Origin of the sequence: Rheinheimera aquimaris, assembly GCF_020531985.1 — a bacterium.
GTDB lineage: Bacteria > Pseudomonadota > Gammaproteobacteria > Enterobacterales > Alteromonadaceae > Alishewanella > Alishewanella aquimaris.
The window spans coordinates 175,922-198,890 of record NZ_JAJAVQ010000005.1 but is presented as its reverse complement, the minus strand read 5'-3'; the positions used below and the strand labels follow the sequence as shown (position 1 = coordinate 198,890).

The following is a 22,969-nucleotide window of genomic DNA, read 5'->3' as shown; positions in this document are numbered from 1 at the left end:
GTGAACTGGCGCATACTGACCCAACCTTACACCGCTATTCCGGTATTGCTGCTGGCCATTCTGGCCATGGTAGTGTTACCGCTGCCAGCCTGGATGCTGGATGCCCTGTTCACCTTTAATATCGTGCTGTCGGTTATCGTGCTGCTGGTCGCGGTATCTAGTAAGAAACCGCTCGATTTCTCGGTATTCCCGACCGTACTGCTGGTGGCCACACTGATGCGGCTGACACTGAATATTGCTTCAACCCGGGTGGTGTTACTACACGGCCATGAGGGCTCTGACGTTGCCGGCCGTGTAATACAGGCCTTCGGTGAAGTGGTGATCGGCGGCAATTACGTCGTCGGTATGGTGGTGTTTGTTATTCTGATGGTGATTAACTTTGTGGTTATCACTAAAGGTGGTGAACGGATTTCAGAAGTAGCAGCCCGCTTTACGCTTGACGCCTTGCCCGGCAAACAAATGGCAATAGATGCCGACTTAAACGCCGGTTTAATCGGGCCGGAGCAGGCAAAAGATCGCCGGTCAGAAGTAGCAAGAGAGGCCGATTTTTACGGCTCCATGGACGGTGCGTCCAAGTTTGTGCGTGGTGATGCCATTGCTGGCCTGATCATTCTGGTGATTAACCTGCTGGGTGGTATCAGCATCGGGGTATTCCAGCATGGCCTGAGCATGGCGGAAGCCTTTCAGCGCTTTGCTCTGCTGACGATAGGTGATGGCTTAGTCGCGCAAATCCCGTCATTACTGCTGGCGGTTGCGGCGGCCATTATCGTTACCCGGATGAACGATGAAGGCGAAATGTCTGATGAGGTTGGTAAGCAGCTGCTGGCCTCACCACGGGTGTTGCTGACTACCGGCGGCATCATGCTGATCCTCGGTGCCGTGCCTGGCATGCCGGCCATGGCCTTTATTGGTTTTGGCCTGCCACTGATTTATGTCGCCTGGCGCTTACAACAACGAGTGGATAAAGGCGAACTTATTCAGGCCGAGCGGCTGACTGAAACGATCGCGAAAACGCCAAAAACACTGGGCTGGGATGATATTCCACATGTGGATCGGCTGTCGATTGAATTGGGGTTCAGGCTGGTTTACCTGGCAGACAAAGAAAAAGGCGAAGAACTGGTGCAAACGCTACGCGGTATTCGTAAAACCCTGTCAGAGCAAAGCGGCTTTTTACTGCCAGAGGTAAGGGTGCGCGATAATCTGCAGCTGAACCCGCAGGAATACCGCATCAAACTTGCCGGCGTGCCGGTAGCGTCGGGGCGGCTTAATCCACAACAATTGCTGGCGCTGAATACCGGTGAAATTTACGGCCAGCTGGACGGTGAAATTACCCGCGACCCGGCTTATGGCCTGGAAGCGGTGTGGATAGATACCAATAGTCGTGCCAAAGCACTGAACCTGGGCTATTCGGTTGTTGATCTCGCCACAGTGATTGCGACCCATGCCGGTAAACTGATTAAAGAGCATTTGTCTGAGCTGTTTGTCTATGAAGATGTAAAACAGCTGAATAAACGGCTGGCGAATGTGGCGCCGGTGCTGGCCGAAGCGCTGGATAAAGCGCTTAGCGCCACGGTGCAGCTGAAAGTGTATCGCTTGCTACTGCGTGAGCAGGTTAGCCTTGGCGACATTTTAACCATTGCCAGCACACTGCTCGATAGCAGCGAAGTGACCAAGGATCCGCTGTTGTTAACCTCGGACGTACGCTGTGCCTTGCAGCGGGCGCTGGTACGGCAAATCAGTGGCGACAAAGATGAACTGGCGGCCTTTACGCTGGATGAAAAGCTGGAGCAAACGCTGCAAAGCGCGCTGAATCAGGCGATGCAGACCGGAAAAGTGACACTGGATAGCTTCCCGGTGGCACCCAACCTGCTGAGCCAATTCCAGCGCAATATGCCACTGATTTGCAGCCAGATGCAGCAGCAGGGGCATACACCGGCGCTGGTGGTGATCCCACAGTTGAGGCCATTGCTGGCACGTTACGCCCGCACTTTTACCCAGAACTCACTGGCCGTGTTGTCGTATAACGAAATTCCGGAAAATCTGCGGGTAAATGTTATCGGCGCGCTGGGCTAAAACACCGGCTGTCATCATAGCGCCATAATATGCACAGATAATGCAAGCTGGCTTGCTGTGTCCGTTTAGATAGTTTTGCAGTTTTTCTTACTGTTTAGTCAGTTTATAAACGCAGCAGGTCAGAGCAGTGTTGGAATTATGTTAGCGGCTGGCGAAAAAATATGCAGGTGCAAATGTATGATCTTAAACATCATATTAGATATTGTTAAAAAATACTCTTGCTAAGCTACCGTAATTTCGATATCGTTTGCGTTATTCAGTTTCAGTTCATAAATCTGGTCGGATTTGTGAGCTTGTTAAGACAATTAAAAGGCAAACTGCACCGAAAGGGCAGGACGCAAAGCTTCCGGTCTACGGCGTGTAAAAACGCTACGACAGCGGGGTCGCATTAGCTTAGCGCCATTCACTGGCGTTAGCCGTTTCACTATGGCTAAACCGTCAGTGTCCTGTGCTGTTCTATGCCGTTTGCTTTTTATTTTGCTGCGCCAGGCTGTTTGCCCGGCGTGAGGGTAATGACAAAATAAAAGGTGTATAGGGTGTCTGTATTGTCTTTCAGTTTGTGGTTAAGCGCCAGCCTGCCAGGGGCACTGGTGACGGCAGCACTGCTGACGCAACCGGCAGAGCAGGCCAAATGGCAGCTTAACAGCGATCCTTTTTATTGCCAGTTACAGCAGCAGGTCAGAGGTTTGGGGCAGGTTAGTTTCGCGTTGGAGCCTGGTCAGCCGCTGCGGCTTAACCTGGCGCTGGCACAGCCTCATTCAGCATTGCAGCAGGTCAGCGTAATGGCCCGTCCGGCCGACTGGCAAAGCTCACAACCTGTAGCGGCACAGCAGTACGTTGCCGAGTTATATCAGGACAGTGAAGTCAGTTTTCTGCAAGCGGCTTTACCGTTGTTGCATCAGCTGCAGCAAGGCGCCTGGTTACAGTTTGATTTGGGTGATGCGCAGCAGCAGTTAGTGCTGACCAGTGTGCGCGCCGCCGATGCTGTAGACAAATTTCAGGGCTGCGTTGCGCAAATGTCACCACTGTCCTGGCAGCAGGCCCGCGACACCGAAATCTATTTTGCCTCCGGTAAACGTCAGGTTGACCGCCAGCAATTACCCGGCTTACAGAAGCTGGCGCGCTATCTGCAGCTGGATAACAGCATCAAAAAAATCCTGATCGACGGCCATACCGATGACGTGGGAACACCTTTAGCAAACCGTGTGTTGTCGCAGGAGCGCGCCGATGAGGTGGCATCCAGGCTGATAGAGCTGGGGGTAAAAGCCAGCATGCTGGAAATCAGAGCCCACGGTAACCGCTATCCGCTGTTACCGGCGCAGGGCAAAGCTGAACAATCTAACCGCCGGGTGTCTATCCGGTTAATCCGAACCACTTCCTGAGCAGGATCTGACGCCCGATGAAATCACCTTATGTGTTATGGATAGAGCAGCAAGCACCCTGTAATGAGGTGCATCAGTGCATCTGCGCTGAAGGATACCAGTTGCTGCATGCTGCTGATGTGACGCAGGTTGTCAGCCTGTGTCAGGATTACAAGCCAGCACTGGTCTTTATTGACAGTGCCATGGTGCAAATGGCGTTACCAGACCTGGTCGCTCTGGTACACCGTAAGCTGCCGGCTGCACAGATTATCAGCATGGTTGATTCAAACCAAAGTGCGCTGGCCTCTGAAACCTTACAAAGCGGCGCAATTGATTATTTACTTAAACCTTTTTTCGCCTCTCAGGTAAAAACCTCAGTACGTAACGCTACCGCCATGAGCGCGGGGTTAAAAGATCTGGTGGCGGTGTCACACGCCAGCCGGCAGATTTTGCAATTGGCCAACCGCGCTGCGCAAACTGAAGCCAGCGTGCTGATCCTGGGTGAATCAGGTACCGGTAAAGAGCGGCTGGCGCGTTTTATTCATCAGGCATCAGACCGTGCTGACCAGCCTTTCGTAGCGGTAAATTGCGCCGCTATTCCCGAGCATATGCTGGAGGCGATGCTGTTTGGTCACAACAAAGGCGCCTTTACCGGCGCAGTGAATCAGCAAATCGGTAAATTCGAAGCCGCCAATGGCGGCAGCATCTTACTGGATGAGATTTCTGAGTTACCGCTGCCCTTGCAAGCGAAGTTGCTGCGTGTGTTGCAGGAGCGTGAGGTAGAGCGTCTGGGCAGCAATAGCCGCATTAAGCTGGATATCCGTGTCATTGCCGCCAGCAATAAGAACCTGCGCAGTCAGGTCGAGCAAGGCTTGTTCCGCGAGGATTTATTTTACCGCCTGGACGTGTTACCACTGAGCTGGCCGGCGCTGCGCGAGAGACGGGATGATATTTTGCCACTGGCAGAATTCTTTATTACCAAATACGGCAACGGTAAGTACCGCTTAAGCCGGGACGCTGCCGACGTAATGCTGCAGTACAACTGGCCAGGCAATGTGCGCGAGCTGGAAAACGTGATGCAGCGGGCGCTGGTGATGGCCCGGGGTATCGAGCTGCAGGTGGCGGATCTGAATTTACCCCGTTGTCATCCGCAGGCAGCGGCCATTTGTGCCAGCCTGCTCAAGCAAAGCAAACAGAATGCTGAATTTGATTACATTCTGGATTTGCTGCAGAAATTTAACGGCCACCGCACCCGTACTGCAGAAGCTCTGGGTGTCAGTACCCGTGCACTACGTTACAAACTGGCGGCCATGCGTGAGCATGGTGTCGACATTGACGCATTAGCTTCTTAAGGATTTTATGATGATTTCACCAATAGACAGCCAGAGCCAGATGCTGGAAATGATGACCAGGCTACAACAAACTGCCAGCAGTGAGCGCATCGCGCCCGCCAGCAATAGTGTCGGTATCAGCGAAGACTTTTCTGCCGTGATCCGCAACATCAACCAGCAGCAGAACATTGCCGCGGACATGATGACGGCAGTTGATACCGGCCGCAGTGACGATGTGATTGGCGCCATGGTGGCCAGCCAGAAAGCGGGTTTGAGTTTTTCGATGCTGCTGCAGGTGCGTAACAAGGTAATGAGCGGTATTGACGATGTAATGCGGATGTCACTGTAAGGACAAGGCAATGAAAGGCGAAGTGGTAAAGAAAATGCCTGCGGCAGCGATTGAAGGTAACTTTCGCGAGAAAGTGATTAATCTGTCCAGCCGGTTCAGCTGGTTGCCCGGCGGTGATCGCAGTATGGCGTCTATTGCCTTGTTGGCAACACTGGTGGCAGCAACCATAGTGCTGATTTTATGGACCTCGGCGAAAAACTATGTGCCGCTGTATGGTAACCAGGAACACTATGATAAAGCCGGTATTCTGGAGATCCTTGATAAAGAGCAGGTCGCGTTCCGTATCGATACCGACACCGGCAATATCATGGTACCGCAAGACCGTCTGGCCGACGCCCGTATTACCTTAGCGGCCCGTGGTATAAAGGCAGCAATGCCGGAAGGCTTGTCGACAATAGGTGACAAGGTAACCATGGGTACCAGCCAGTTTATGGAGTCGATGCAGTATCAGCATGCATTGGAAGGGGAACTGGCCCGCACCATTATTACCATGGACGGTGTGCGTAACAGCCGTGTGCATCTGGCCGTGCCAAAGCGCAGCGTATTTATTGGCCGGCAGGAAGAGAAATCAGCAGCGTCGGTGATGGTTGATCTGACCCCGGGTTATGAGCTTAAAGCCACCCAGGTTGAAGCCATTGTCAGCCTTATTGCCGGCAGTGTACCGGGGCTGGACCCGCGTAAAGTATCAGTGGTCGACCAAAGCGGTAAGCTGCTGACCGGCGATTTGTACGATGAAGCGCCAATCGGCAAAGAAACAGATAAGAAACTCGCCTTTATTCAAAAGCTTGAGCGCAACATTGAGCAGCGTGCCGCCATTATGCTGCTGCCAATTCTTGGCGAAGGTAACTACCGGATTCAGGTGTCATCTGATGTTGACTTCAGTGTGGTAGAAGAAACCCGTGAAGCGATAGATCCGGCTTCGGTAGTACGTTCTGAATCCGTCAAAACAGACACTATGCAGGACCAGCTGGCGATGGGCATCCCGGGCTCGCTGGCTAACCAGCCACCATTACCGGCAGATCAACAAGGGGCGGATGACAACCAGCGTACGTCCGAGCGCAATGAAAGCAGCCGTCAGTTTGATAATGGCCGCGCCGTGACACACACCAAATTTGAAGTTGGCCGGTTAAAGTCGATGAGCGTATCGGTGTTGGTGAACGAGGCAGCAGCGGGCGATACCGGCTGGAGCCAGGCACAGTTGCAACAGCTGGGTGAAATGGTCAAAACCGCTACCGGTTTTCAGGCCGAGCGTGGTGACCAGTTTAATATCACCAGCTTTGGTTTTGTTGCCCCGGCAGAAAGGGCGGGCGTACAAAGTGGCTTGCCGTGGTGGCAACTGCCGGAAGTAAAAGAATATGCCCGTTATGTGTTTGGCAGCTTAATTGCGCTGGCGCTGATTTTATTTGGTGTGCGGCCGCTGGTTAATCACCTGATTAGCGGTAAAAAGCAGCGTGAACCTGACACCGGCAATGCCTTTACCGGCAGTGCGGATGACAGCCCTTCTTTACTCAGTGCCAAGGCTGATGCCAGAACAGTGGAAGAGGCGGCGGCTGCGGCCGACGACATGCCGCAACCAGGCTTTAACGCGATTAACCTGCCGCAGGTCGGGTCAGAGTTTGCTGAGCAGATTTCACATATGCAACTCCTGGCCAGCAAAGAGTCTGACCGGGTAACCGCGGTGATTAAATATTGGGTAGAGCGAGGAGTCAGCATTGAATCAACTAAAGCCTGAACATAGCCGCACTATTACCGATTTAGATCGGGCAGCCATTTTATTGCTGAGCATGGGGGAAGAAAATGCGGCCGGCATCATCAAAAAACTGAGCCGGCATGAAGTGAAAGCTTTGTCCGAGCGGATGGCAAAAATTACCAACGTTACGCAGGATGATGTTGCGCTGATCCTGACTGATTTTTTCGACTGCTACCGTAATGAGAGCGGCGTTAGCGGTGCCTCTCGCTTATATCTGGAGCGGGCGCTGGATAAAGCGGTCGGCCGCAAACTGGCGCGTGGCATGCTGGACGATATCTACGGCGGCGCACTGGCAGATGACTTGCGCCGGCTGGAGTGGGTGCCCGCAGAGTTGCTGGCCCGCTTTTTAGAACAGGAGCATATGCAAATGCAGGCGCTGATGCTGGCGTTTTTACCGCCGGAGCAGGCATCGGCGGTTATTGCCTTGTTCCCGAAACAAAAGCACGACGATATTCTGTTTCGCATTGCCAGCCTGCGCGAAGTCAGCGAACATGTGATGGATGATTTACGCCATACGCTGGAAGCCTGTATCGAGTTTGTCGGCGAACAGGTCGGCGCGCGGGTAAACGGCGTGGAGAAAGTGGCCGAAATCATGAACCGTTACAACGGTAATAAGGCCGAGGTAATGGAACTGCTGAAACAGCACAATGCCCAAACCGCAGAAGCCGTGCAGGACAAAATGTATGATTTCGCCTCACTGGCCCGGCAAAGCGAAGATGTCCTGGCTTACTTGCTGAACGAAATTCCGGACGAGCTGTGGGTCGTCGCATTAAAAGGCTGCGAACCGGCCATGCTGGACAGCATTATGTCGGCACTGCCCAAGCGGCTGGCGCAGGTGTACCGTCAGCAAATTGAAAACACCAAAGCACAGGCGGTTAGTAAGGTAGAAGCGGCGCGGGCCGAAATTATGCGGATGATCCGCCAGATGATGGCGAAAAACGAAGTCGATTACCGCTTATACGAAGAAGCGACACTGGGGTAAGTTATGGCCGATCTGTATCGCTTTCCCGGCGTGCAGCGCGATGTATCGTCGCCCGCTATCGAACTGCAGTTACAGCAGGCGTTTGAACGCGGCCTGACAGAAGGTAAACGGCTGGGCGCTGAAGACGCAGAGCGGCAGCTTAAGCAGCAAGCCGAGCAGGCTGCCCGTGCCGAGGCTGACAACCAGCTGCAAAACGCTGTGATGGAGCTGCGCCAGCAGTTTGCGCAGCAATTACAACAGCTTGAACAGCAGTTGCAACAACATCACCAGCAGCAGGAGCAACAACTGGCACAGGCGGTGTTTGAACTGGTCAGTAAACTAAGCGAACTGACGCTGGAGGCCGAGTTGAGCTTACAGCCGGCGCATTTGCAGCAGGCGATAAACACGCTGTTGCCGGTATTGCAGGTCAATGAGCACATTAGTGCGATACGGCTGTCGCCGCAGGATCTGGTCTGGTGGCAGCAGCTGCAGCAAACCGCACTGGGTACTGTGACACTGCAGGCAGACGCTAAGCTGGCCGCAGGCAGCGCGGTGTTTGTTGGCGCGACGCAGTTGCATCTGGCTGATTTTCGCCAGCGTCTGCAAAACCTGCTGCCGCAGGTGCAGCAACAGCTACTGGGCAGCCATAATGACGCTACTTAACCGGCTACAGCAGGCCACCAACGAGCTACAGGCCGGGCCTTTATATCAGAGCTTCGGCACCCTGGTGCGGGTAAACGGTATGCTACTGACGGTAGCGGGCGGCCAGTACACACTGGGGCAGCGTTATCAGGTAGAGGGGCAAGCCGGACACTGGATAGAAGCCGAAGTAGTCGGCTTTGACCGTGAGCAGGCATTTTTGATGCCGCTGACCGATGCCAGCGAACTGAGCACCGGTGCCCGGGTGCGGCCACAGGCCAAACAGGCGCTAACGGTTAGCCATGCCCTGCTTGGCCGCGTGGTAGACGGCTTATTGCAACCGCTTGATGATGGCCCGCCGCTGCAACGCGGTGAGCAAATCAGCAGCCAGAATATGGCCGTTAACCCGATGCAGAAAAAAGGTGTCACTACGCCTTTGGATGTGGGCATTAAAGCGATCAACGGGCTGTTTACTGTGGGACAGGGCCAGCGTCTGGGCCTGTTTGCCGGCTCCGGCGTCGGTAAAAGTAAACTGCTTGGCATGATGACCCGTTTTACCAGTGCTGATGTGGTGATCGTAGGCCTGGTGGGCGAGCGTGGCTGGGAAGTAAAAGATTTTATCGAGCATAGCCTGGGGCCGGATGGCATGAAAAAAGCCATAGTAGTAGCGGCACCGGCCGATCAGTCGCCACTGCTACGGATGCGTACCGCAGAGCTGGCGCACCGGCTGGCGGCCTGGTTCCGCGATCAGGGCCTGCACGTATTGCTGCTGGTTGACTCTCTTACCCGTTATGCCCAGGCGCAGCGCGAAATAGCCTTATCGGTAGGCGAGCCACCGGCCACGCGCGGTTACCCGCCTTCGGTATTCAGTAAGCTGACGCAACTGGTAGAGCGCGCCGGTAACAGCAGTGACAGCAGTGGTAGTATGACCGCCATTTATACCGTGCTGGCAGAAGGTGATGATCAGCAGGACCCGATAGCCGATGCCGCCCGCGCCATTCTGGATGGCCATATTGTATTAAGCCGGCAACTGGCAGAGCGCGGTCATTATCCGGCCATTGATATCGGTGCGTCGATAAGCCGCGTTATGCCGAATATCGTGTCAGCGACCCAGCTGAAAAGTTGTTACAGCTTAAAACGGCTGTACAGCCGCTATCAGCAAATACAGGAGCTGATCCCGCTGGGCGCTTATCAGCCGGGTAAAGACACTGAGCTGGATAATGCTGTGGCAATCTACCCGAAAATAGAAGCATTTTTGTGTCAGGGCCTGAACGAGCAGGTCGATTTTGCCGAGACTGAACAACAACTGACGAAGCTGGCGGTGTAGCATGCTGAAAAAATATTTGCAGACGCAACAGGATAACTTCGACATTATGCGCAGCCGCCACGGCCAGCTGCAGCAGAAGGCAGATTTTGAACAGCAGCGTGCGCAGTTACTGGCACAGCATATCGATGCGATGGAAAGTAATCAGCAGATGCGCTGCAGCCTGAGCTTACAAAACCTGTCTGGTTTAAAACATATTTTGCAGGATATGGCGCAGCAGCAACAGCAACGCAGTGCCCAGGCCGAGCAGGAGGCCAGCCGCCAGCAGCAAGCCTGCAGCAAACAGGCCGCCTATAATCTGGCGCTACAGCAAATTCTGGATAACCGCCAGCAACAGCAGCTGATACAGCTGCAGCGGCGTGAACAAAAGCAGCAGGATGAACTGGCGATGCAGATGTTTCAGCGCCAGCGTGCGGCGCTGTAGCTGGCTACTTTACAATAAAGTCAAAGTAGCGGTCGGTGTAGGCCGGTGGCTGATGGGTAAAGTGCCACCATTCCATGTTGTATACCTTAAAGCCAGCGCCCAGCATCAGGCTTTCCAGCCGTTGCCGGTTTGCCTGCTGTTGCTTGGTAATACCCTCGGCGCCAACATTGGATACCGGGTCAAACATATCAAACTTTGAGCCCATATCCAGTGGCTGCCAGTTACCGGCCGCGTCTTTTTGTGCCAGTGTTAAATCCACCGTGCTGCCACGGCTGTGGCCGGATTTTTCCGCGATATACTCGCCGACCAGCTTGTCTTTAGGCAGATTGGGGTAGTACTGCGCTTTGGTGCTGGTATCGCTTAAATCGCTGGCCCAGCGCATAAAATGGTTTACCGCCCGCTGTGGCCGGTAGCAGTCATACACCCAAAGCGTAAGCCCCTGCGCCGCCGCAGCCTGCTGCACTTTGACCAGTGCTTGGGCAGCATCACGCTGCAGGAAGCATTTATTGGCCTGATAGCCATCAACACGGCTGCCAACAAAGTTATTAGTACCCAGATACGCCATATGCACCTGAATATCGGCGCTTAATGTGCTGATATCGGTAAAATCGTCCGGTACCGGTGGTTCAGTTGCCGCCACTGATGCTGCCAGCAACATGCTGCTTAGTATCAGGCTTTTCATATCATTAATACCCCGGCAGTTAAAAAGGCCAGCAATGCCAGTACACCACAAAATAATGCATAAGGTAGCTGGGTTTTTACGTGTTCGAGTAAATCACAGCCGGATGCAACTGAGCTGACCGCGGTACTGTCGGAAATCGGCGAGCAGTGATCGCCAAACACACCGCCACTTAAAATGGCTGCCAGCACCAGTGACGGCGGCAGTCCCAGCAGTTCGACCATAGGCATACCAATCGGGATCAGTATGGCAAAAGTGCCCCAACTGGTACCGGTGGTAAACGAGATCAATGCACCGGCTAAAAACAACAGCGCCGGTATCAGTACCAGCGGCAAGCTGTCGTTAACGATGGACGCAATAAAAGTACCGGTGCCCAGCAGTTTAAGGCTGCTGCCGAGCGCCAGTGATAACAGTACTATGGTGACCAGCGGCAGTAATTCGCTCATGCCTTTAAAGCCAATATCAACCAGCTGCTGATGCTTAAAGCGCTTACTGAACAACATCATAGAGTAGGCGACTAAACAGGCCAGCGTCGTGGCATAGAGCACTGATTGTGAACCCGAGCCACCCACCAGTCGGCCATTGCCGGTCATCAGCATAAAGCCGATCATGGATGCCACTAAGGTAAACAGCGGCACCAGCATAAAGCTGGCTTTACTCGGCGGTACGTCTATTTCCGTGTGCGCCGCCAGTGTGTGTAACTCTTGCTCGGCTTTGCGCATCGGGCCATATACTTTGCCGCTGATAATGGTGTACAGCACCACGGTTAGGGTAAACAACGCATAAAAGTTAAGCGGAATAGTGCCGATCAGTACTGATACCGGGCTTTCCCCAAGGGAATAAGTGCTGAGCAGGCCGAGAATATAGGCGCCCCAGCCGTTTAGCAGAATAATGATGCAGATAGGGGCGCTGGTGCTGTCGATAATATATGCCAGCCGTGCCCGGCTCATTTTGAACTTGTCGAATAAACCCCGTGAGCTGATACCGGCTGTCAGCGAACTGAGGTTAGACTCGATAAAGGTTACAGAGCTGATAAAAAACGTCAGTAAACCAGCCTGACGGCCTGATTTGGCAATGCCTTTATCGACCAGCAATTTCACCGTAGCCGATACACCACCCGAGTCGCGCATATAGGCCAGCAAGCCGCCTACCAGTAACGAGAACATCAGAATGCGGGCATTGTCGCCATCTTTGGTTACCGCAACAATACGTTCCAGCGTTTGAATACCGCCGTCCAGCAGCAAGCCAGCCCCGGCGCCCTGGCCGGCCTGCAAAAAAATCAGCAGTTCGGCGCTGCACAACGACAACAGCAACGCCAGGATCACTTCTTTGCGCCACAATACTACAACAATGGCGACCAGCGCCGGAATGAGGGTTAACCAATCAGCCAAAATGGCCTCCTGCTATTATTATTCTGTTTCGCGTAAATGCTGAATAATTTATACCGGTTGTGCTTTACTGTCGCAAGCACTGCGCAGGCTTTTGCGATGAAGCGGGCATTGCAGCCGATTGCGATAGATGGCGCTGTGCAGCAGTTTGCTGACAGTCGCGTTACTTGCAATTGTTAACAGAATTGCGCGATGCTACCAGGCTAAAGCAGTTAAGCAGGGGGGCATTATGCAGCATGCGTTACGATGGCTTCTGGCCGGATTATTCAGTTTAACCACGGCGGTACAGGCAATGACAGCAGGCAGTTTGTCGGCAGACTATTATCAACAGATAAAACAAACGGGGTTGGATAAACCGCAACTCACCCATAGCGACATAGCGCCGCTGCTGCAATTGCATCAGCATAACCCGCTATTCCGCTTTAAGCAGCTCGGGCAGTCGGCACTGGGCACACCGATCTGGCAGATTGATATCGGCACCGGCCCGGTAAAAGTGCTGGCGTGGTCGCAAATGCATGGCGATGAAGCCACAGCGACAGCCGCTTTGATGGACTTACTAAACTTTATCAGTGCTGATCAGCAACAACCGTGGCGCGATAACTGGCTAAATAAAGTAACACTGCGGCTTATTCCTATGGTAAACCCGGATGGGGCAGCAGCGAACACCCGCTTTAACAGCATGGGTATTGATATCAACCGCGATGCCAAAGCGCTGCAAAGCCCGGAAGGTCGCTTGTTGATGCAGGCGGCGAAAGACTTTAAACCGGACTTTGGTTTAAACCTGCACGACCAGAACCGGTTTTATGCCGCCGGCGACAGCAATAAACAAACCACGATTTCGTTGTTAGCACCGGCGTTTAATGACGCTAAAGACATCGACGCCGCGCGCAAAAAAGCCATGCAGCTGATTGGCGATATGGCCGACCTGATGGCGGAGCAGCTGCCAGGTTATTTGGGTAAGTACGATGATACTTTTTCGTGGCGCTCTTTTGGTGACACTTTTGCCGGTATGGGCATCAGTACCGTGCTGATTGAATCCGGCGGCCACCCGAAGGATGACAACCGTCAGGTCGCACGGCGGTTGAATACCCAGTTGCTGGTGATGAGTATTGAAAGTATCGGCAGTGGCGCTTATCAGCAGCAGTCGCTGAGTGCTTATCAGGCCATTCCGTTTAACCGCGATGGCGGCATTAAAGACGTGCTGCTAAGCCATCTGAACATCAATGTTAACGGCCACAACGCCAAAGTGGACCTGGCGCTGGATTTAGACCTTGAAGCAGACAAAATCGCCCGCATCCGCGATATCGGCGATTTATCTATTTACGGCGCTTATCATCAGCTGGATGTTGCCGGTTTGAGTTATCAGGCGCCGAAGGCGTACCGCCTGACCAAAGCACTGACTCTGGATAAAGCTGCTTATCTGACGTTACTGCGTGACGGCTACAGCCATTTCAGTGGCGATGCGGCTTTGCTGACCAATAACAGCGGCCTGCCGGTGGTGATAAACCCGAAAGGGCTAACAGGAAAAACGCCGCAGCGTTACCGGCTGGCAACCTTTTTACTGCGCAACGAACAGGGTGTGCAGCGTGCGCTGCTAAATGGTCAGCTGCTTGATGTCAGTAGCGGTAAGCTGTTAAACCCGCTGGGCACCTAGTATTTTGCAGTCGGGGCTAAGTTGCCGGATGCATTTAGTTGCTGCGCTCTGTGGTTGTAGTGCCGAGTAAAAACGTCAGCGGCAGATGCAAACGCTCTGCCCAGGCGTGTTCGCTATGCTCTGCGCCGTCAAAGCGCAGTGTTTGCCAGTCTGCTGCGGTGTAACCCTTACTTTCAATAATGGCATCCGCCTGCGCCTGCAGTGGCGGGTACCAGGCGTCCAGCGTAGCGGTGCCAAAATCAAAATACAGTTTATGCTTGCCTGCGACTGGCAGCGCCTGGCGCATGTAAGCAAAGAATGCGGCTGGCACCGGGTTATTATCGTTCTGGAATACGCCGGGCCAGTGGGTTGATAAACAGGCCGCGCCGCCAAAAACGCCGGGGTATTCACTGATGGCGTACATCGATATCAGGCCGCCCATACTCGACCCCATAACGAAGGTATTGGCCGCATCAGACAACACATTAAAATGACTGTCGATGTATGGCTTTAGCTCTTGCACCAGAAATTTCAGGTAGTTATCGGAGTACACAGCATCAGTAAACAGCGGTTGCTGCTCGCCCTGTGTTAACTGATACAGCGCCTGTTGCTGCTGTGCCGATAAACTCTGAAACGGTTTTTGCGGGAAATACTCACTATGGCGGTGGGCGCCGGCATTAAAAATACCCACGACGATGAAGGGCCGGGTTTTACCTTCTGCCATAAGCGCTGAGGCTACTTCATCCACCTGCCATTCCTGCTGGTTCCAGCTGCTGTTGCCATCAAACAGCATCTGACCGTCATGCATATACACAACTGCATAACGCTGTGCTGCACTGTAGCCGTCGGGTAACCAGATATCGATATTACGCGGCGGAATAAACACCGAACTGAAGCCTTGCAGACGTTCAATACGGCCGCTTTTGACCTTTGGCAGGCTGGCAAATAACTGGCTGCTAAACAGCAGCAATAACAGCAAGGCGAGTAGCTTCATCTGAGATCCCAAAACAGGTAAAAGGCAGCTGCAGTGCAGCATATGGCTAGTATGGCCGTATCTGAATATTAATGCAGGGTGTTTGCTATACTTTGGCGGTTTCAATTTTAAACCGGAGAACATTATGCGTCTAATACTACTGACAGCCTTAATGCCATTTATGTTGGCAGCAGCAGAAAATCAGGCCACCCACTGTCAGCTGGGTGATGCGGTGCGGGTTATTGAAGTGGTGTACCCCGAGGGCACAGAACTGCCGTGTGAAGTGCATTACGGTAAAGATGGCCAGAGCAGTGTACTGTGGCGCGCCAGCAGCGAAGCGGGCTATTGCGAACAAAAAGCCGCAGAGTTTGCCGAAAAACAACGTGGCTGGGGTTGGCAGTGTGTGGCTGTCGCGCCTTCAAATTCTGACACGGCAGATAACAGTGACCAACCTGAGTTGTAACGAACTACGTTGCTGATAAGCCAGCAGCTTGCCAGCTTACGCAGCTTGCTTTGTCAACTAACTGTCATATCAATGCCTTATGCTTCTGTTACGAGCATAAGCACTGAGTTGGCATGTCAATACGTGAGAAGCCGGTACCACAGGCAACCGTCTTAGAAAATACGGAGCCACTGTTACGTTATCTGCAGAAAAACGCCAATAGTGCCGATGCTGCGGATATTTTCCAGGAAGCGGTGACCCGGGTGCTGGAGCAAACCAGGCAAAAGCCGATCCTTAACCCACTGGCCTATGCTTTTACTGTCGCCAGGCATTTACTTATGCGAATAAGAAATCATCCCGCTGAACAACCAGATGAGCTTGTCTGTCAGAGTGCCAACCCGGAAGAGATGGCCAGTATGCAGCAAACTGTTGAGCTGTTCGGGCAGACGCTGGCGGCTATGCCTGCGTTGCGGCGCCAGGTGTTTGTGTTGTACCGAGTAGAAGGCAAAAGCCGCAGCCATATTGCTACTTTACTGCAGATCAGTGAAGAAGCGGTGTCTAAACATGTCAGCCGTGCTCTGGCTGATATTCAACGTCAAATTGACCAGCAGCGCGTTGTATGACATCCGCGCTGCTGTAATAAAACCGGTTGAGTGAAAACAGTATATTGAATACAGCAGAACAAACAGAACAGGATTTGTATTTACAGGCAGCGGCCTGGCTGGAAAAGCTCGCTGCCGGTGAGTTGGACAGCCTGAGTAAAAGGCGGTTCAGCCATTGGCTGGATGCAGACCCAAGACATCAGGCAATATTGTTGTCGATGGTACAAACCTGGCAAAGTCCTGAACTGGCGAAAGCGTTAACCGCATACAAGCCGCATCTGTTAAAGCGCTGGCAGCTTTCGCTATCGCGCTGGTGTTTCGCCGGCCCTGTCAGGTCATTAACTGTCCTTGCATGCACTGCTGCGCTGGGAGTGATGTTATATCTGGGACAAAGCAGTTTCTTAGGTACCGAAGCCCCCTACGAGCTAAAAACAGCACGGTCCAGTACTATGCATCAGACGCTGGGTGACGGCTCAGTCGTTGATATGGCAGCGGCCAGTCAGCTAACGGTGTTTTTTACCGACGATAAACGTCAGGTTGTGCAGGGGGTGGGCGCAGCCTACTTTGCCGTAGCTAAAGATAAAAACAGGCCATTTGAAGTGCGTCTTGATCAGGCGACTGTAGTTGCCGTGGGGACGGAGTTCAACATCGACCGGGACCCGGACAACATTGATGTCACTGTGTACGAGGGAGCGGTGCAGGTGCAGGCAACGGCAACCAGTCCGCGGCAGCTGCTTAAAGCCGGAGAGCGTGTGCGCATCAGGCAACATAAAATGTCAGCGGTAGAGAAAGTCGATTTGCAGCAATTGGTTGACTGGCGGTCGGGCTGGATTGAAATTGAAAATGAGTCCTTAGCCTATTTATTGCACCGGTTAAACCGCTCTGCACCGGTGCCATTGAGCGCCAGTGCAGAAGTCGCAGATTTAAGAGTAGCTGGCCGTTTTGAGCTGGCTAATACGGATCAGACGTTGCAGGCACTCACTGAGGCCTATGGCCTGACGTTGCAGCAACACAGTACCGGTATCCGGCTAAGCCGGATATCACCCTCGTCACAGTAATATTATGGCCTGGGTTCTGCCGGTGCAGCCGCTGTTTTATTTTGTGCTGTTACTGTTGTTTAGCCCAGCGCTATGGTCCGCGCAGCATCACCCGGCTGAACGTCAGAGATATGAGCTACCCGCACAGCCGTTAGCAGGGGCTTTATTGCAATTCGCCCGTCAGGTAAATAAACCCTTACTGTTTGCCCCGGCAAATCTGCAGGGGCTCAATGTCCCCGCGGTGGTGGGTGATTTTACCGCCGATGAAGTGCTACAAAAACTACTGGCAGAGCAGCCGTTAGAAGCTATACCCCGCGTCTCAGGCTGGCTAATTAAAGCTAAGCCGGTAGTTGAGCAGTCTGTAACGGCAGCCGCAACACCGGTAGCGCCGTCTTTGGCCAGTGCGCCAGCAATGGAGGTTATAGCAGTACGGGCAAATGGCGGCCTGTACCGGCATAGCAGCGCCACTGCGCAGTTGCCAGGCGCTACCGCATTGAAGCGGCAGGCGCTGATTGCGCAAGATTCGTTGGTGGCAGAAGATATTACCGACTTTCCGGCGCTGAATGTCGCCAATGCGATATCACGGGTGCCCGGTATCAGTATTACCCGCGAGTGGGGCGAAGGGCGGCAGATCTCGCTGCGGGGGTTAGCTGCCGATTTTACCCGGGTACAGATAAACGGTATGGAAACGCTCGGTACCACATCATCACCGATGGATGCACGCGGCGCGTTATCGCGCAGTCGTGCTTTTGATTTCAACATTTTTGCTGCTGAGCTTTTTAACCAGATTGATGTAAAAAAGTCTTACTCTGCCGAACAGGAAGAGGGTGGCATAGCCGGCACAGTAAATTTACGTACCGCCAAGCCCTTTGATTATCTAACCGACAAAGCCAGTATTTCTGCCGAGCTTAGCGGCAATAGTAACGCTAACCGCCATTTTAACAGCGCCGATCCACGCTTTTCCGCACTGTTGTCAAAGCGTTGGTCTGAACTTGGTGCTTTGATTTCGTTTACCTACAGTCGCCGCGGCACTAACGAATATGGCAGTAACACCACACGCTGGCGGCGAGAAAGCGCTAAACAGGCTGCTGACCCTGCCAATAGCCATTTGCAAAGCCTGCTCGATTCGGGCGAGTTATGGTTTCCACGTGGCCAGCGCTTGTCGGTTTGGGAAAATCAGCAAAAGCGCTTAGGTGTATCCGCAGCCTTGCAATACCAGCCAGAGCCTACGTTAAATATGGTGTTGGAACTGATGCACGGCAAGCTGCAAAATCAGCTGTCTGAACATCATCATGCAGTAAAAGATAATAATCTGGTGCAGGAGCTGATTTGGCGTGACAGCAATGGCGATAAAGAAGTGCTTTATGCCAGCTATAAAAATGCCAGCTGGCGCAATGAAAACCGCCAGGACTATAACGAATCATTATTTAATCAAATCAGCCTCAGTGCAGATTGGACAGTTAGCGACTATTTGCAGCTGCACGCTATGTTGGGCCATAGTTCATCCGACTACCTCCAGCCACTGCTGAGCAAATTGAATATTGAGGCAAAGCAACAAGCCGATATTGTGACCGACTTCACTCAGGATGCCTTTTACGGCCAGAGTTATTCCAGCAATTTTGATGTAACGGCCTTACCTGGTTATACCGTAAGGGATCTGTTTTTTCAGTCTAATTTTGCCTATTCCGACTTTAACAACGCCAGGCTGGATGCCACCTGGCAGCTTAGCGACAGCAGCAGTCTCAGCTTTGGTTTACATGCTAAAACGTTTAGTAACTCTGGCTATCAGCAAGAGGCCAGCGGTTTTCCTCATGATAGTACTACGCCACTAAACCAGGGCGTGGTAAGCCTGAACGCGGAACAGGTTCAGCTGTATAGCGGCCACCCCGACCAAAGTTGGTTGCAGGGCGATATTGCTGCGTTGCAAGCATTTTATGGCCTGACCGGTTTTACGTTAACTGATGCCGATACTATTGCCAGTTCGGCATACCGATTGACAGAGCAGACACAAGCCGGTTATCTGCAGTATGAGCAAAAACTAACGTTAGCCGGTGCACCACTGCGTGCCAGTCTTGGTTTGCGTTATTTTAATACCGGCCTTAGCAGTACTGCGCCGTCACAGAGCGGAGCCGGTATCCTGGCTGGGGGGGGAAATCGCCGTTACGACGGCTACCTGCCCGCGCTGGGTTTATCTTACGACATTGCCGATGATGTGCTGTGGCGTTTAGGTATGAGCAAAAATATTACCCGACCTTCGCTCAGTGATATAGCGCTGTTTACCAATGTTACCCAAACCTCGCTTGGGGAAACCGATATCGGCCAAATCAATAGCGGTAACCCACAGTTGAGGCCATTTAAAGCTAACAATCTGGATACCGCATTGGAATGGTATTTTGCTGATGGAGGGGTGTTTTCTACTGCGTTGTTTTATAAAGATATTAGCCACTTTATTGCCACAACCACCAGGCCAGTGGTGTTTAGTGAACTGGGTTTGCCTGCTGCGCTGTTGCCAGAGGGCAAAACGGTGGATGATGTGTTTAATTTATCCTCGCCACAAAACGGCGGTCCTTCATCAATTAAAGGTATTGAGCTGGCGCTGCAGCGTAAGCTGGATTTTCTGCCAGTGCCGTTTAATCAGTTTGGTATAAACGCAAATTACACCTGGGCCGAGGGTAAGACGCTGTATCACAATGTGCAAAACTCGGGTGAAAACCAGGTTAAAGCCTTTACCGGCTTGTCCAGACACAGCTACAACCTGGCACTTTACTACGACACCCCACGCTGGGGCGCACGGTTAAGCACTGCTTATCGTAGCCGTTATATCAGTGCGGTAGAAAGTGGCTCTATCGATGATGACGAGCGCGGTTATCACGGTAGTACTAACATCGATTTCTCAGCGTTTTACCGGATAAACGACTATATAAAGCTCAATATCGAAGCGCTTAATCTGACCAATCTGCGTGAAGAGTTGTACAGCGATTCCAGCGACAGAGCCTATAACAGCACCTATAGCGGCCGCACTTACATCCTCGGTTTTACGGCGGAGTTCTGATAAGACACTTCATATTTAGTCATGAAAACCAAAAGCCTTGGCTGTCACAGTACTGTCAATAAATCTTAATAATTTCTTTTGTCCGAAAATCACGGGTTGTTGCTCTTTAGGGGGACTGCTGTGCAATTGCGCCGGCAGATTTACTTCACCAATTAGCTTAACTAATCAGGATTAACGGACACATTATGAAGACGAATCTTTGCAAGAGCCATCTGGCGTTGGCTGTACTGGCTGCAATTCCGGCTTTATGCAGCGCCCCCCTGCAGGCCCAATCTGCCCCGGCGGAAGTAGCAACAGAAACGGAAGTGATTGAAGTAAAAGGCTTTCGCAGCGCCATTATCAAAGCAAAAGACTTAAAACGCGAAGCGATGATAGCGCAGGATTCGATAGTGGCTGAAGACATTGCCGACTTTCCGGATTTAAACCTGGCCGACTCACTGCAACGCGTGCCTGGCGTAACCATTACCCGTGAAGGTGGCGAAGGCCGGCAGATTTCTTTGCGAGGCTTAGGCCCGGATTTTACCCGGGTGCAGGTAAATGGTATGGAAGCACTGGGAACATCGTCTTCACCGATGGATGCGCGTGGCGGGGTGTCACGTAGCCGGGCTTTTGATTTTAATATTTTTGCCTCTGAGCTGTTTAACCAGATTGATGTGAAAAAGTCTTACTCGGCCGATCAGGAAGAAGGCGGTATTGCCGGTACCGTAAACTTACGTACAGCCAAACCGTTTGACTATGACGGCGCTCAGGCTGCTGTATCTGCCCAGCTGGGTACCAACAGTAACACCGACAGCACTGATCCGCGGATTGCGGCGTTGTTGTCAAACACCTGGTCTGACTTTGGTGCGCTGGTATCGGTTGCCTACAGCGACAGAGAAACCATGGAATATGGCACCAACACTACCCGCTGGCGGCGTGAAGGCGGCAAAAAGGCCGCCGATGCCAGTAATACAGAGTTACAGGCTGAGCTGGATTCCGGCGAATTATGGTTCCCGCGCGGCCATCGCTATTCAATGTGGGAAAATCAGCAAAAGCGGCTTGGTGTTACTGCGGCGCTGCAATATAAACCGAGTCAGGATTTTAGTCTGGTGCTGGACCTGATGCATGGCAAGCTGGAAAACACCCTGTCTGAGCACCATCACGCGGTAAAAGATAACTCTGTGGTGAATGAATTGGTTTGGCGTGAAAATAACGGCGATAAAGAAGTGATTTATGCCGATTATAAAAATGCCACCTGGCGTAATGAAAACCGTCAGGACTATAACGAATCGGTGTTTAACCAAATTAGTCTGACAGCCGACTGGACGCTGAGCGATGCGCTGAAAATGCGCGCTATGGTCGGACATAGCTCATCAGATTATGAGCAACCACGGGTAAATAAGCTGAATATTGAAGCGAAGAAAAAGGTCAATATTATTACTGACTTTACTCAGGATGCGTTTTACGGCCACAGCTATTCACCGGATTTTGATGTTACCGCGGTGGAAGGCTATACAGTGAAAGATCTGTATTTTCAGTCGAATTTTATCTACTCCGACTTTGATAACGCCAGGCTGGATTTTGATTACTACCTGACAGACAGTTCCAGTTTGAAATTTGGTGCCAACTATAAGAAGTTCAGCAACACCGGTTTTGAACGCGTCGCGCAAAACTTTCCGACTAACCCCGACACGCCCCAGAATCAGGGTGTGTTAATACTGACAGCCGAGCAAGCACAGCTGTTTAGTGGCCACCCGGACAGAAGCTGGTTGCAGGGTGATATGGCGGCGTTGCAGGCTTTTTATGGCCTGACGGATTTTGCTTTAACTGACGAGTACACGGTAGAGAGCTCGGCGTATGATTTAACCGAAGAAACCAACGCTGCCTACGTAGTGTACGACACTGAGTACGATATGGCCGGTGCACCGCTTCGGTTAAATTTAGGCGTGCGTTATTTTAACACCGAGATCACCTCTGCAGGTTTATCCAAAGGTGTGCCAACACAATTGGTACGCGATTACTCAGATTATTTGCCCAGCCTGAACATTGCCTATGAGTTTATCGATGATGTGATCTGGCGCACTGGTATCAGCAAAAATATGACGCGGCCGTCGCTGGGCGCCATGGCATTTTCAGCCAATGTCAGTCAGACCTCGCTGGGTGAAAATGATATCGGCCAGATTTCTGTTGGTAACCCGAACCTGCAGCCTTTTGAATCAACCAACTTTGATACTGCACTGGAGTGGTACTTTGAAGATGTTGGCCTGGCGTCAGTAGCGTTATTTTATAAAGATATCGACAACTTTATCGTTACTGAAACCCAGCAAATCGTATACAGCGAGTTGGGCTTACCGGCTGCGTTGTTGCCTGTGGGTAAAACGGTAGACGATATTTTTAATGTGTCTTCACCGCAAAACTCAGATTCCTCAACGATCAAAGGTTTTGAACTGGCCGTGCAGCGAGATCTGGACTTTTTGCCGGCGCCATTTAATAACCTGGGTGTTATAGCAAACTACACCTGGGCTGATGCCAAAACGTTGTATCGTAATGTAGAGAATTCAGGAGAAGATCAGTTCAAAGCTTTCCCGGGGCTGTCAAAACAAAGCTACAACCTGACGGTATACTACGAAACTGAACAATGGGGCGCCCGTATTGCTGCGGCTTATCGCAGTGATTATATCACCGGGGTAGAAAGTGGCTCTATTGATGATGATGAGCGTGGCTACCATGCCACGACCAATGTCGATTTCTCCGCCTTTTATCGCTTAACTGACAACATAAAACTCAACCTTGAAGCAATAAACCTGACCAACGTGCGTGATGAGTTGTACAGCGACTCCAGCAACAGAGCGTACAACACCACTTACAGTGGCCGTACTTATATGGCTGGTGTAACAGTGCAGTTCTAAAACAGTTCAGTTTTAAAGCTACGCAGTGCTAAGCGCACAGCCCCGGTCAGTTGCGCCGGGGCT

18 protein-coding genes and 1 riboswitch are annotated in these 22,969 nt (G+C 52.2%); of the genes, 15 read left to right on the top strand and 3 right to left on the bottom strand.

Annotation, left to right across the window (positions count from 1 at the left end):
* From flhA to LHL18_RS16555, 9 genes are all read left to right on the top strand, one after another.
* The gene (flhA, locus tag LHL18_RS16595; RefSeq protein WP_226767908.1) at window positions 1-2,073 is read left to right on the top strand and encodes a flagellar biosynthesis protein FlhA; all 2,073 of its coding nucleotides are present in this window, start codon (window positions 1-3) and stop codon (window positions 2,071-2,073) included.
* Between the two features lie 301 nt (window positions 2,074-2,374).
* Window positions 2,375-2,464, top strand: a riboswitch (cyclic di-GMP riboswitch).
* Window positions 2,465-2,609: 145 nt separating this feature from the next.
* The gene (locus LHL18_RS16590; RefSeq protein ID WP_226767907.1) at window positions 2,610-3,455 is read left to right on the top strand and encodes an OmpA family protein; all 846 of its coding nucleotides are present in this window, start codon (window positions 2,610-2,612) and stop codon (window positions 3,453-3,455) included.
* Window positions 3,456-3,472: 17 nt separating this feature from the next.
* Complete coding sequence (locus tag LHL18_RS16585; RefSeq protein WP_226767906.1) at window positions 3,473-4,786, top strand: sigma-54-dependent transcriptional regulator; 1,314 nt, start codon at window positions 3,473-3,475, stop codon at window positions 4,784-4,786.
* Window positions 4,787-4,793: 7 nt separating this feature from the next.
* The gene (locus tag LHL18_RS16580) at window positions 4,794-5,114 is read left to right on the top strand and encodes a flagellar hook-basal body complex protein FliE (RefSeq protein WP_166670472.1); all 321 of its coding nucleotides are present in this window, start codon (window positions 4,794-4,796) and stop codon (window positions 5,112-5,114) included.
* 10 nt (window positions 5,115-5,124) lie between these two features.
* Window positions 5,125-6,846 carry a flagellar basal-body MS-ring/collar protein FliF gene (fliF, locus tag LHL18_RS16575; protein WP_226767905.1) on the top strand — a complete coding sequence of 574 codons (1,722 nt, stop codon included), beginning with the start codon at window positions 5,125-5,127 and terminating at the stop codon, window positions 6,844-6,846.
* On the top strand, window positions 6,827-7,846 hold the full coding sequence (locus LHL18_RS16570) for a FliG C-terminal domain-containing protein (protein WP_226767904.1): 1,020 nt from the start codon (window positions 6,827-6,829) through the stop codon (window positions 7,844-7,846). The genes fliF and LHL18_RS16570 overlap by 20 nt, the downstream gene beginning before the upstream one ends.
* 3 nt (window positions 7,847-7,849) lie before the next feature.
* A complete protein-coding gene (locus LHL18_RS16565; protein WP_226767903.1) occupies window positions 7,850-8,488 on the top strand; it encodes a FliH/SctL family protein in 639 nt (212 codons plus the stop codon).
* A complete protein-coding gene (locus LHL18_RS16560; RefSeq protein ID WP_226767902.1) occupies window positions 8,475-9,791 on the top strand; it encodes a FliI/YscN family ATPase in 1,317 nt (438 codons plus the stop codon). Before LHL18_RS16565 ends, LHL18_RS16560 begins: the two co-directional genes overlap by 14 nt.
* Before the next feature lies 1 nt (window position 9,792).
* Entirely contained in the window at window positions 9,793-10,212 is a 420-nt protein-coding gene (locus LHL18_RS16555) for a hypothetical protein (protein WP_134058176.1), read from the top strand.
* 4 nt (window positions 10,213-10,216) lie between these two features.
* Here LHL18_RS16555 and LHL18_RS16550 read toward each other — a convergent pair whose 3' ends face one another.
* Both LHL18_RS16550 and LHL18_RS16545 read right to left on the bottom strand, forming a co-directional pair.
* Complete coding sequence (locus LHL18_RS16550; protein ID WP_226767901.1) at window positions 10,217-10,894, bottom strand: M15 family metallopeptidase; 678 nt, start codon at window positions 10,892-10,894, stop codon at window positions 10,217-10,219.
* Entirely contained in the window at window positions 10,891-12,282 is a 1,392-nt protein-coding gene (locus tag LHL18_RS16545) for a Na+/H+ antiporter NhaC family protein (RefSeq protein WP_134058172.1), read from the bottom strand. The genes LHL18_RS16550 and LHL18_RS16545 overlap by 4 nt, the downstream gene beginning before the upstream one ends.
* 226 nt (window positions 12,283-12,508) lie before the next feature.
* Between LHL18_RS16545 and LHL18_RS16540 the strand changes: the two genes are divergently transcribed.
* On the top strand, window positions 12,509-13,933 hold the full coding sequence (locus LHL18_RS16540; RefSeq protein WP_226767900.1) for a M14 family zinc carboxypeptidase: 1,425 nt from the start codon (window positions 12,509-12,511) through the stop codon (window positions 13,931-13,933).
* A gap of 34 nt (window positions 13,934-13,967) precedes the next feature.
* On the opposite strand, the gene LHL18_RS16535 is transcribed toward LHL18_RS16540, so the two are convergent.
* Window positions 13,968-14,906 (bottom strand): alpha/beta hydrolase, encoded by a 939-nt coding sequence (locus tag LHL18_RS16535; RefSeq protein WP_226767899.1) that lies wholly within the window; start codon window positions 14,904-14,906, stop codon window positions 13,968-13,970.
* Between the two features lie 124 nt (window positions 14,907-15,030).
* Between LHL18_RS16535 and LHL18_RS16530 the strand changes: the two genes are divergently transcribed.
* The 5 genes from LHL18_RS16530 to LHL18_RS16510 all read left to right on the top strand — a co-directional run bounded on the left by LHL18_RS16530 (window position 15,031) and on the right by LHL18_RS16510 (window position 22,906).
* Window positions 15,031-15,348, top strand: coding sequence for a hypothetical protein (locus LHL18_RS16530; RefSeq protein ID WP_226767898.1), 318 nt, complete (start codon window positions 15,031-15,033; stop codon window positions 15,346-15,348).
* A 113-nt stretch (window positions 15,349-15,461) separates the two neighbouring features.
* Entirely contained in the window at window positions 15,462-15,950 is a 489-nt protein-coding gene (locus LHL18_RS16525; protein WP_226767897.1) for an RNA polymerase sigma factor, read from the top strand.
* A gap of 44 nt (window positions 15,951-15,994) precedes the next feature.
* The gene (locus LHL18_RS16520; RefSeq protein ID WP_166670471.1) at window positions 15,995-16,987 is read left to right on the top strand and encodes a FecR family protein; all 993 of its coding nucleotides are present in this window, start codon (window positions 15,995-15,997) and stop codon (window positions 16,985-16,987) included.
* Window positions 16,988-16,991: 4 nt separating this feature from the next.
* Window positions 16,992-20,018, top strand: a complete 3,027-nt coding sequence (locus tag LHL18_RS16515) for a TonB-dependent receptor (protein ID WP_226767896.1) — start codon at window positions 16,992-16,994, stop codon at window positions 20,016-20,018.
* Window positions 20,019-20,203: 185 nt separating this feature from the next.
* Window positions 20,204-22,906, top strand: a complete 2,703-nt coding sequence (locus LHL18_RS16510; protein ID WP_226767895.1) for a TonB-dependent receptor — start codon at window positions 20,204-20,206, stop codon at window positions 22,904-22,906.
* Window positions 22,907-22,969: the final 63 nt, after the last annotated feature.

Bases quoted from the DNA above. Each gene is read 5' to 3' on its own strand.
- LHL18_RS16585 (WP_226767906.1), top strand. From the start codon at position 3,473: ATGAAATCACCTTATGTGTTATGGATAGAGCAGCAAGCACCCTGTAAT.
- LHL18_RS16580 (WP_166670472.1), top strand. From the start codon at position 4,794: ATGATGATTTCACCAATAGACAGCCAGAGCCAGATGCTGGAAATGATG.
- fliF (WP_226767905.1), top strand. From the start codon at position 5,125: ATGAAAGGCGAAGTGGTAAAGAAAATGCCTGCGGCAGCGATTGAAGGT.
- LHL18_RS16565 (WP_226767903.1), top strand. From the start codon at position 7,850: ATGGCCGATCTGTATCGCTTTCCCGGCGTGCAGCGCGATGTATCGTCG.
- LHL18_RS16560 (WP_226767902.1), top strand. From the start codon at position 8,475: ATGACGCTACTTAACCGGCTACAGCAGGCCACCAACGAGCTACAGGCC.
- LHL18_RS16555 (WP_134058176.1), top strand. From the start codon at position 9,793: ATGCTGAAAAAATATTTGCAGACGCAACAGGATAACTTCGACATTATG.
- LHL18_RS16550 (WP_226767901.1), bottom strand. From the start codon at position 10,894: ATGAAAAGCCTGATACTAAGCAGCATGTTGCTGGCAGCATCAGTGGCG.
- LHL18_RS16540 (WP_226767900.1), top strand. From the start codon at position 12,509: ATGCAGCATGCGTTACGATGGCTTCTGGCCGGATTATTCAGTTTAACC.
- LHL18_RS16535 (WP_226767899.1), bottom strand. From the start codon at position 14,906: ATGAAGCTACTCGCCTTGCTGTTATTGCTGCTGTTTAGCAGCCAGTTA.
- LHL18_RS16530 (WP_226767898.1), top strand. From the start codon at position 15,031: ATGCGTCTAATACTACTGACAGCCTTAATGCCATTTATGTTGGCAGCA.
- LHL18_RS16525 (WP_226767897.1), top strand. From the start codon at position 15,462: ATGTCAATACGTGAGAAGCCGGTACCACAGGCAACCGTCTTAGAAAAT.
- LHL18_RS16515 (WP_226767896.1), top strand. From the start codon at position 16,992: ATGGCCTGGGTTCTGCCGGTGCAGCCGCTGTTTTATTTTGTGCTGTTA.
- LHL18_RS16510 (WP_226767895.1), top strand. From the start codon at position 20,204: ATGAAGACGAATCTTTGCAAGAGCCATCTGGCGTTGGCTGTACTGGCT.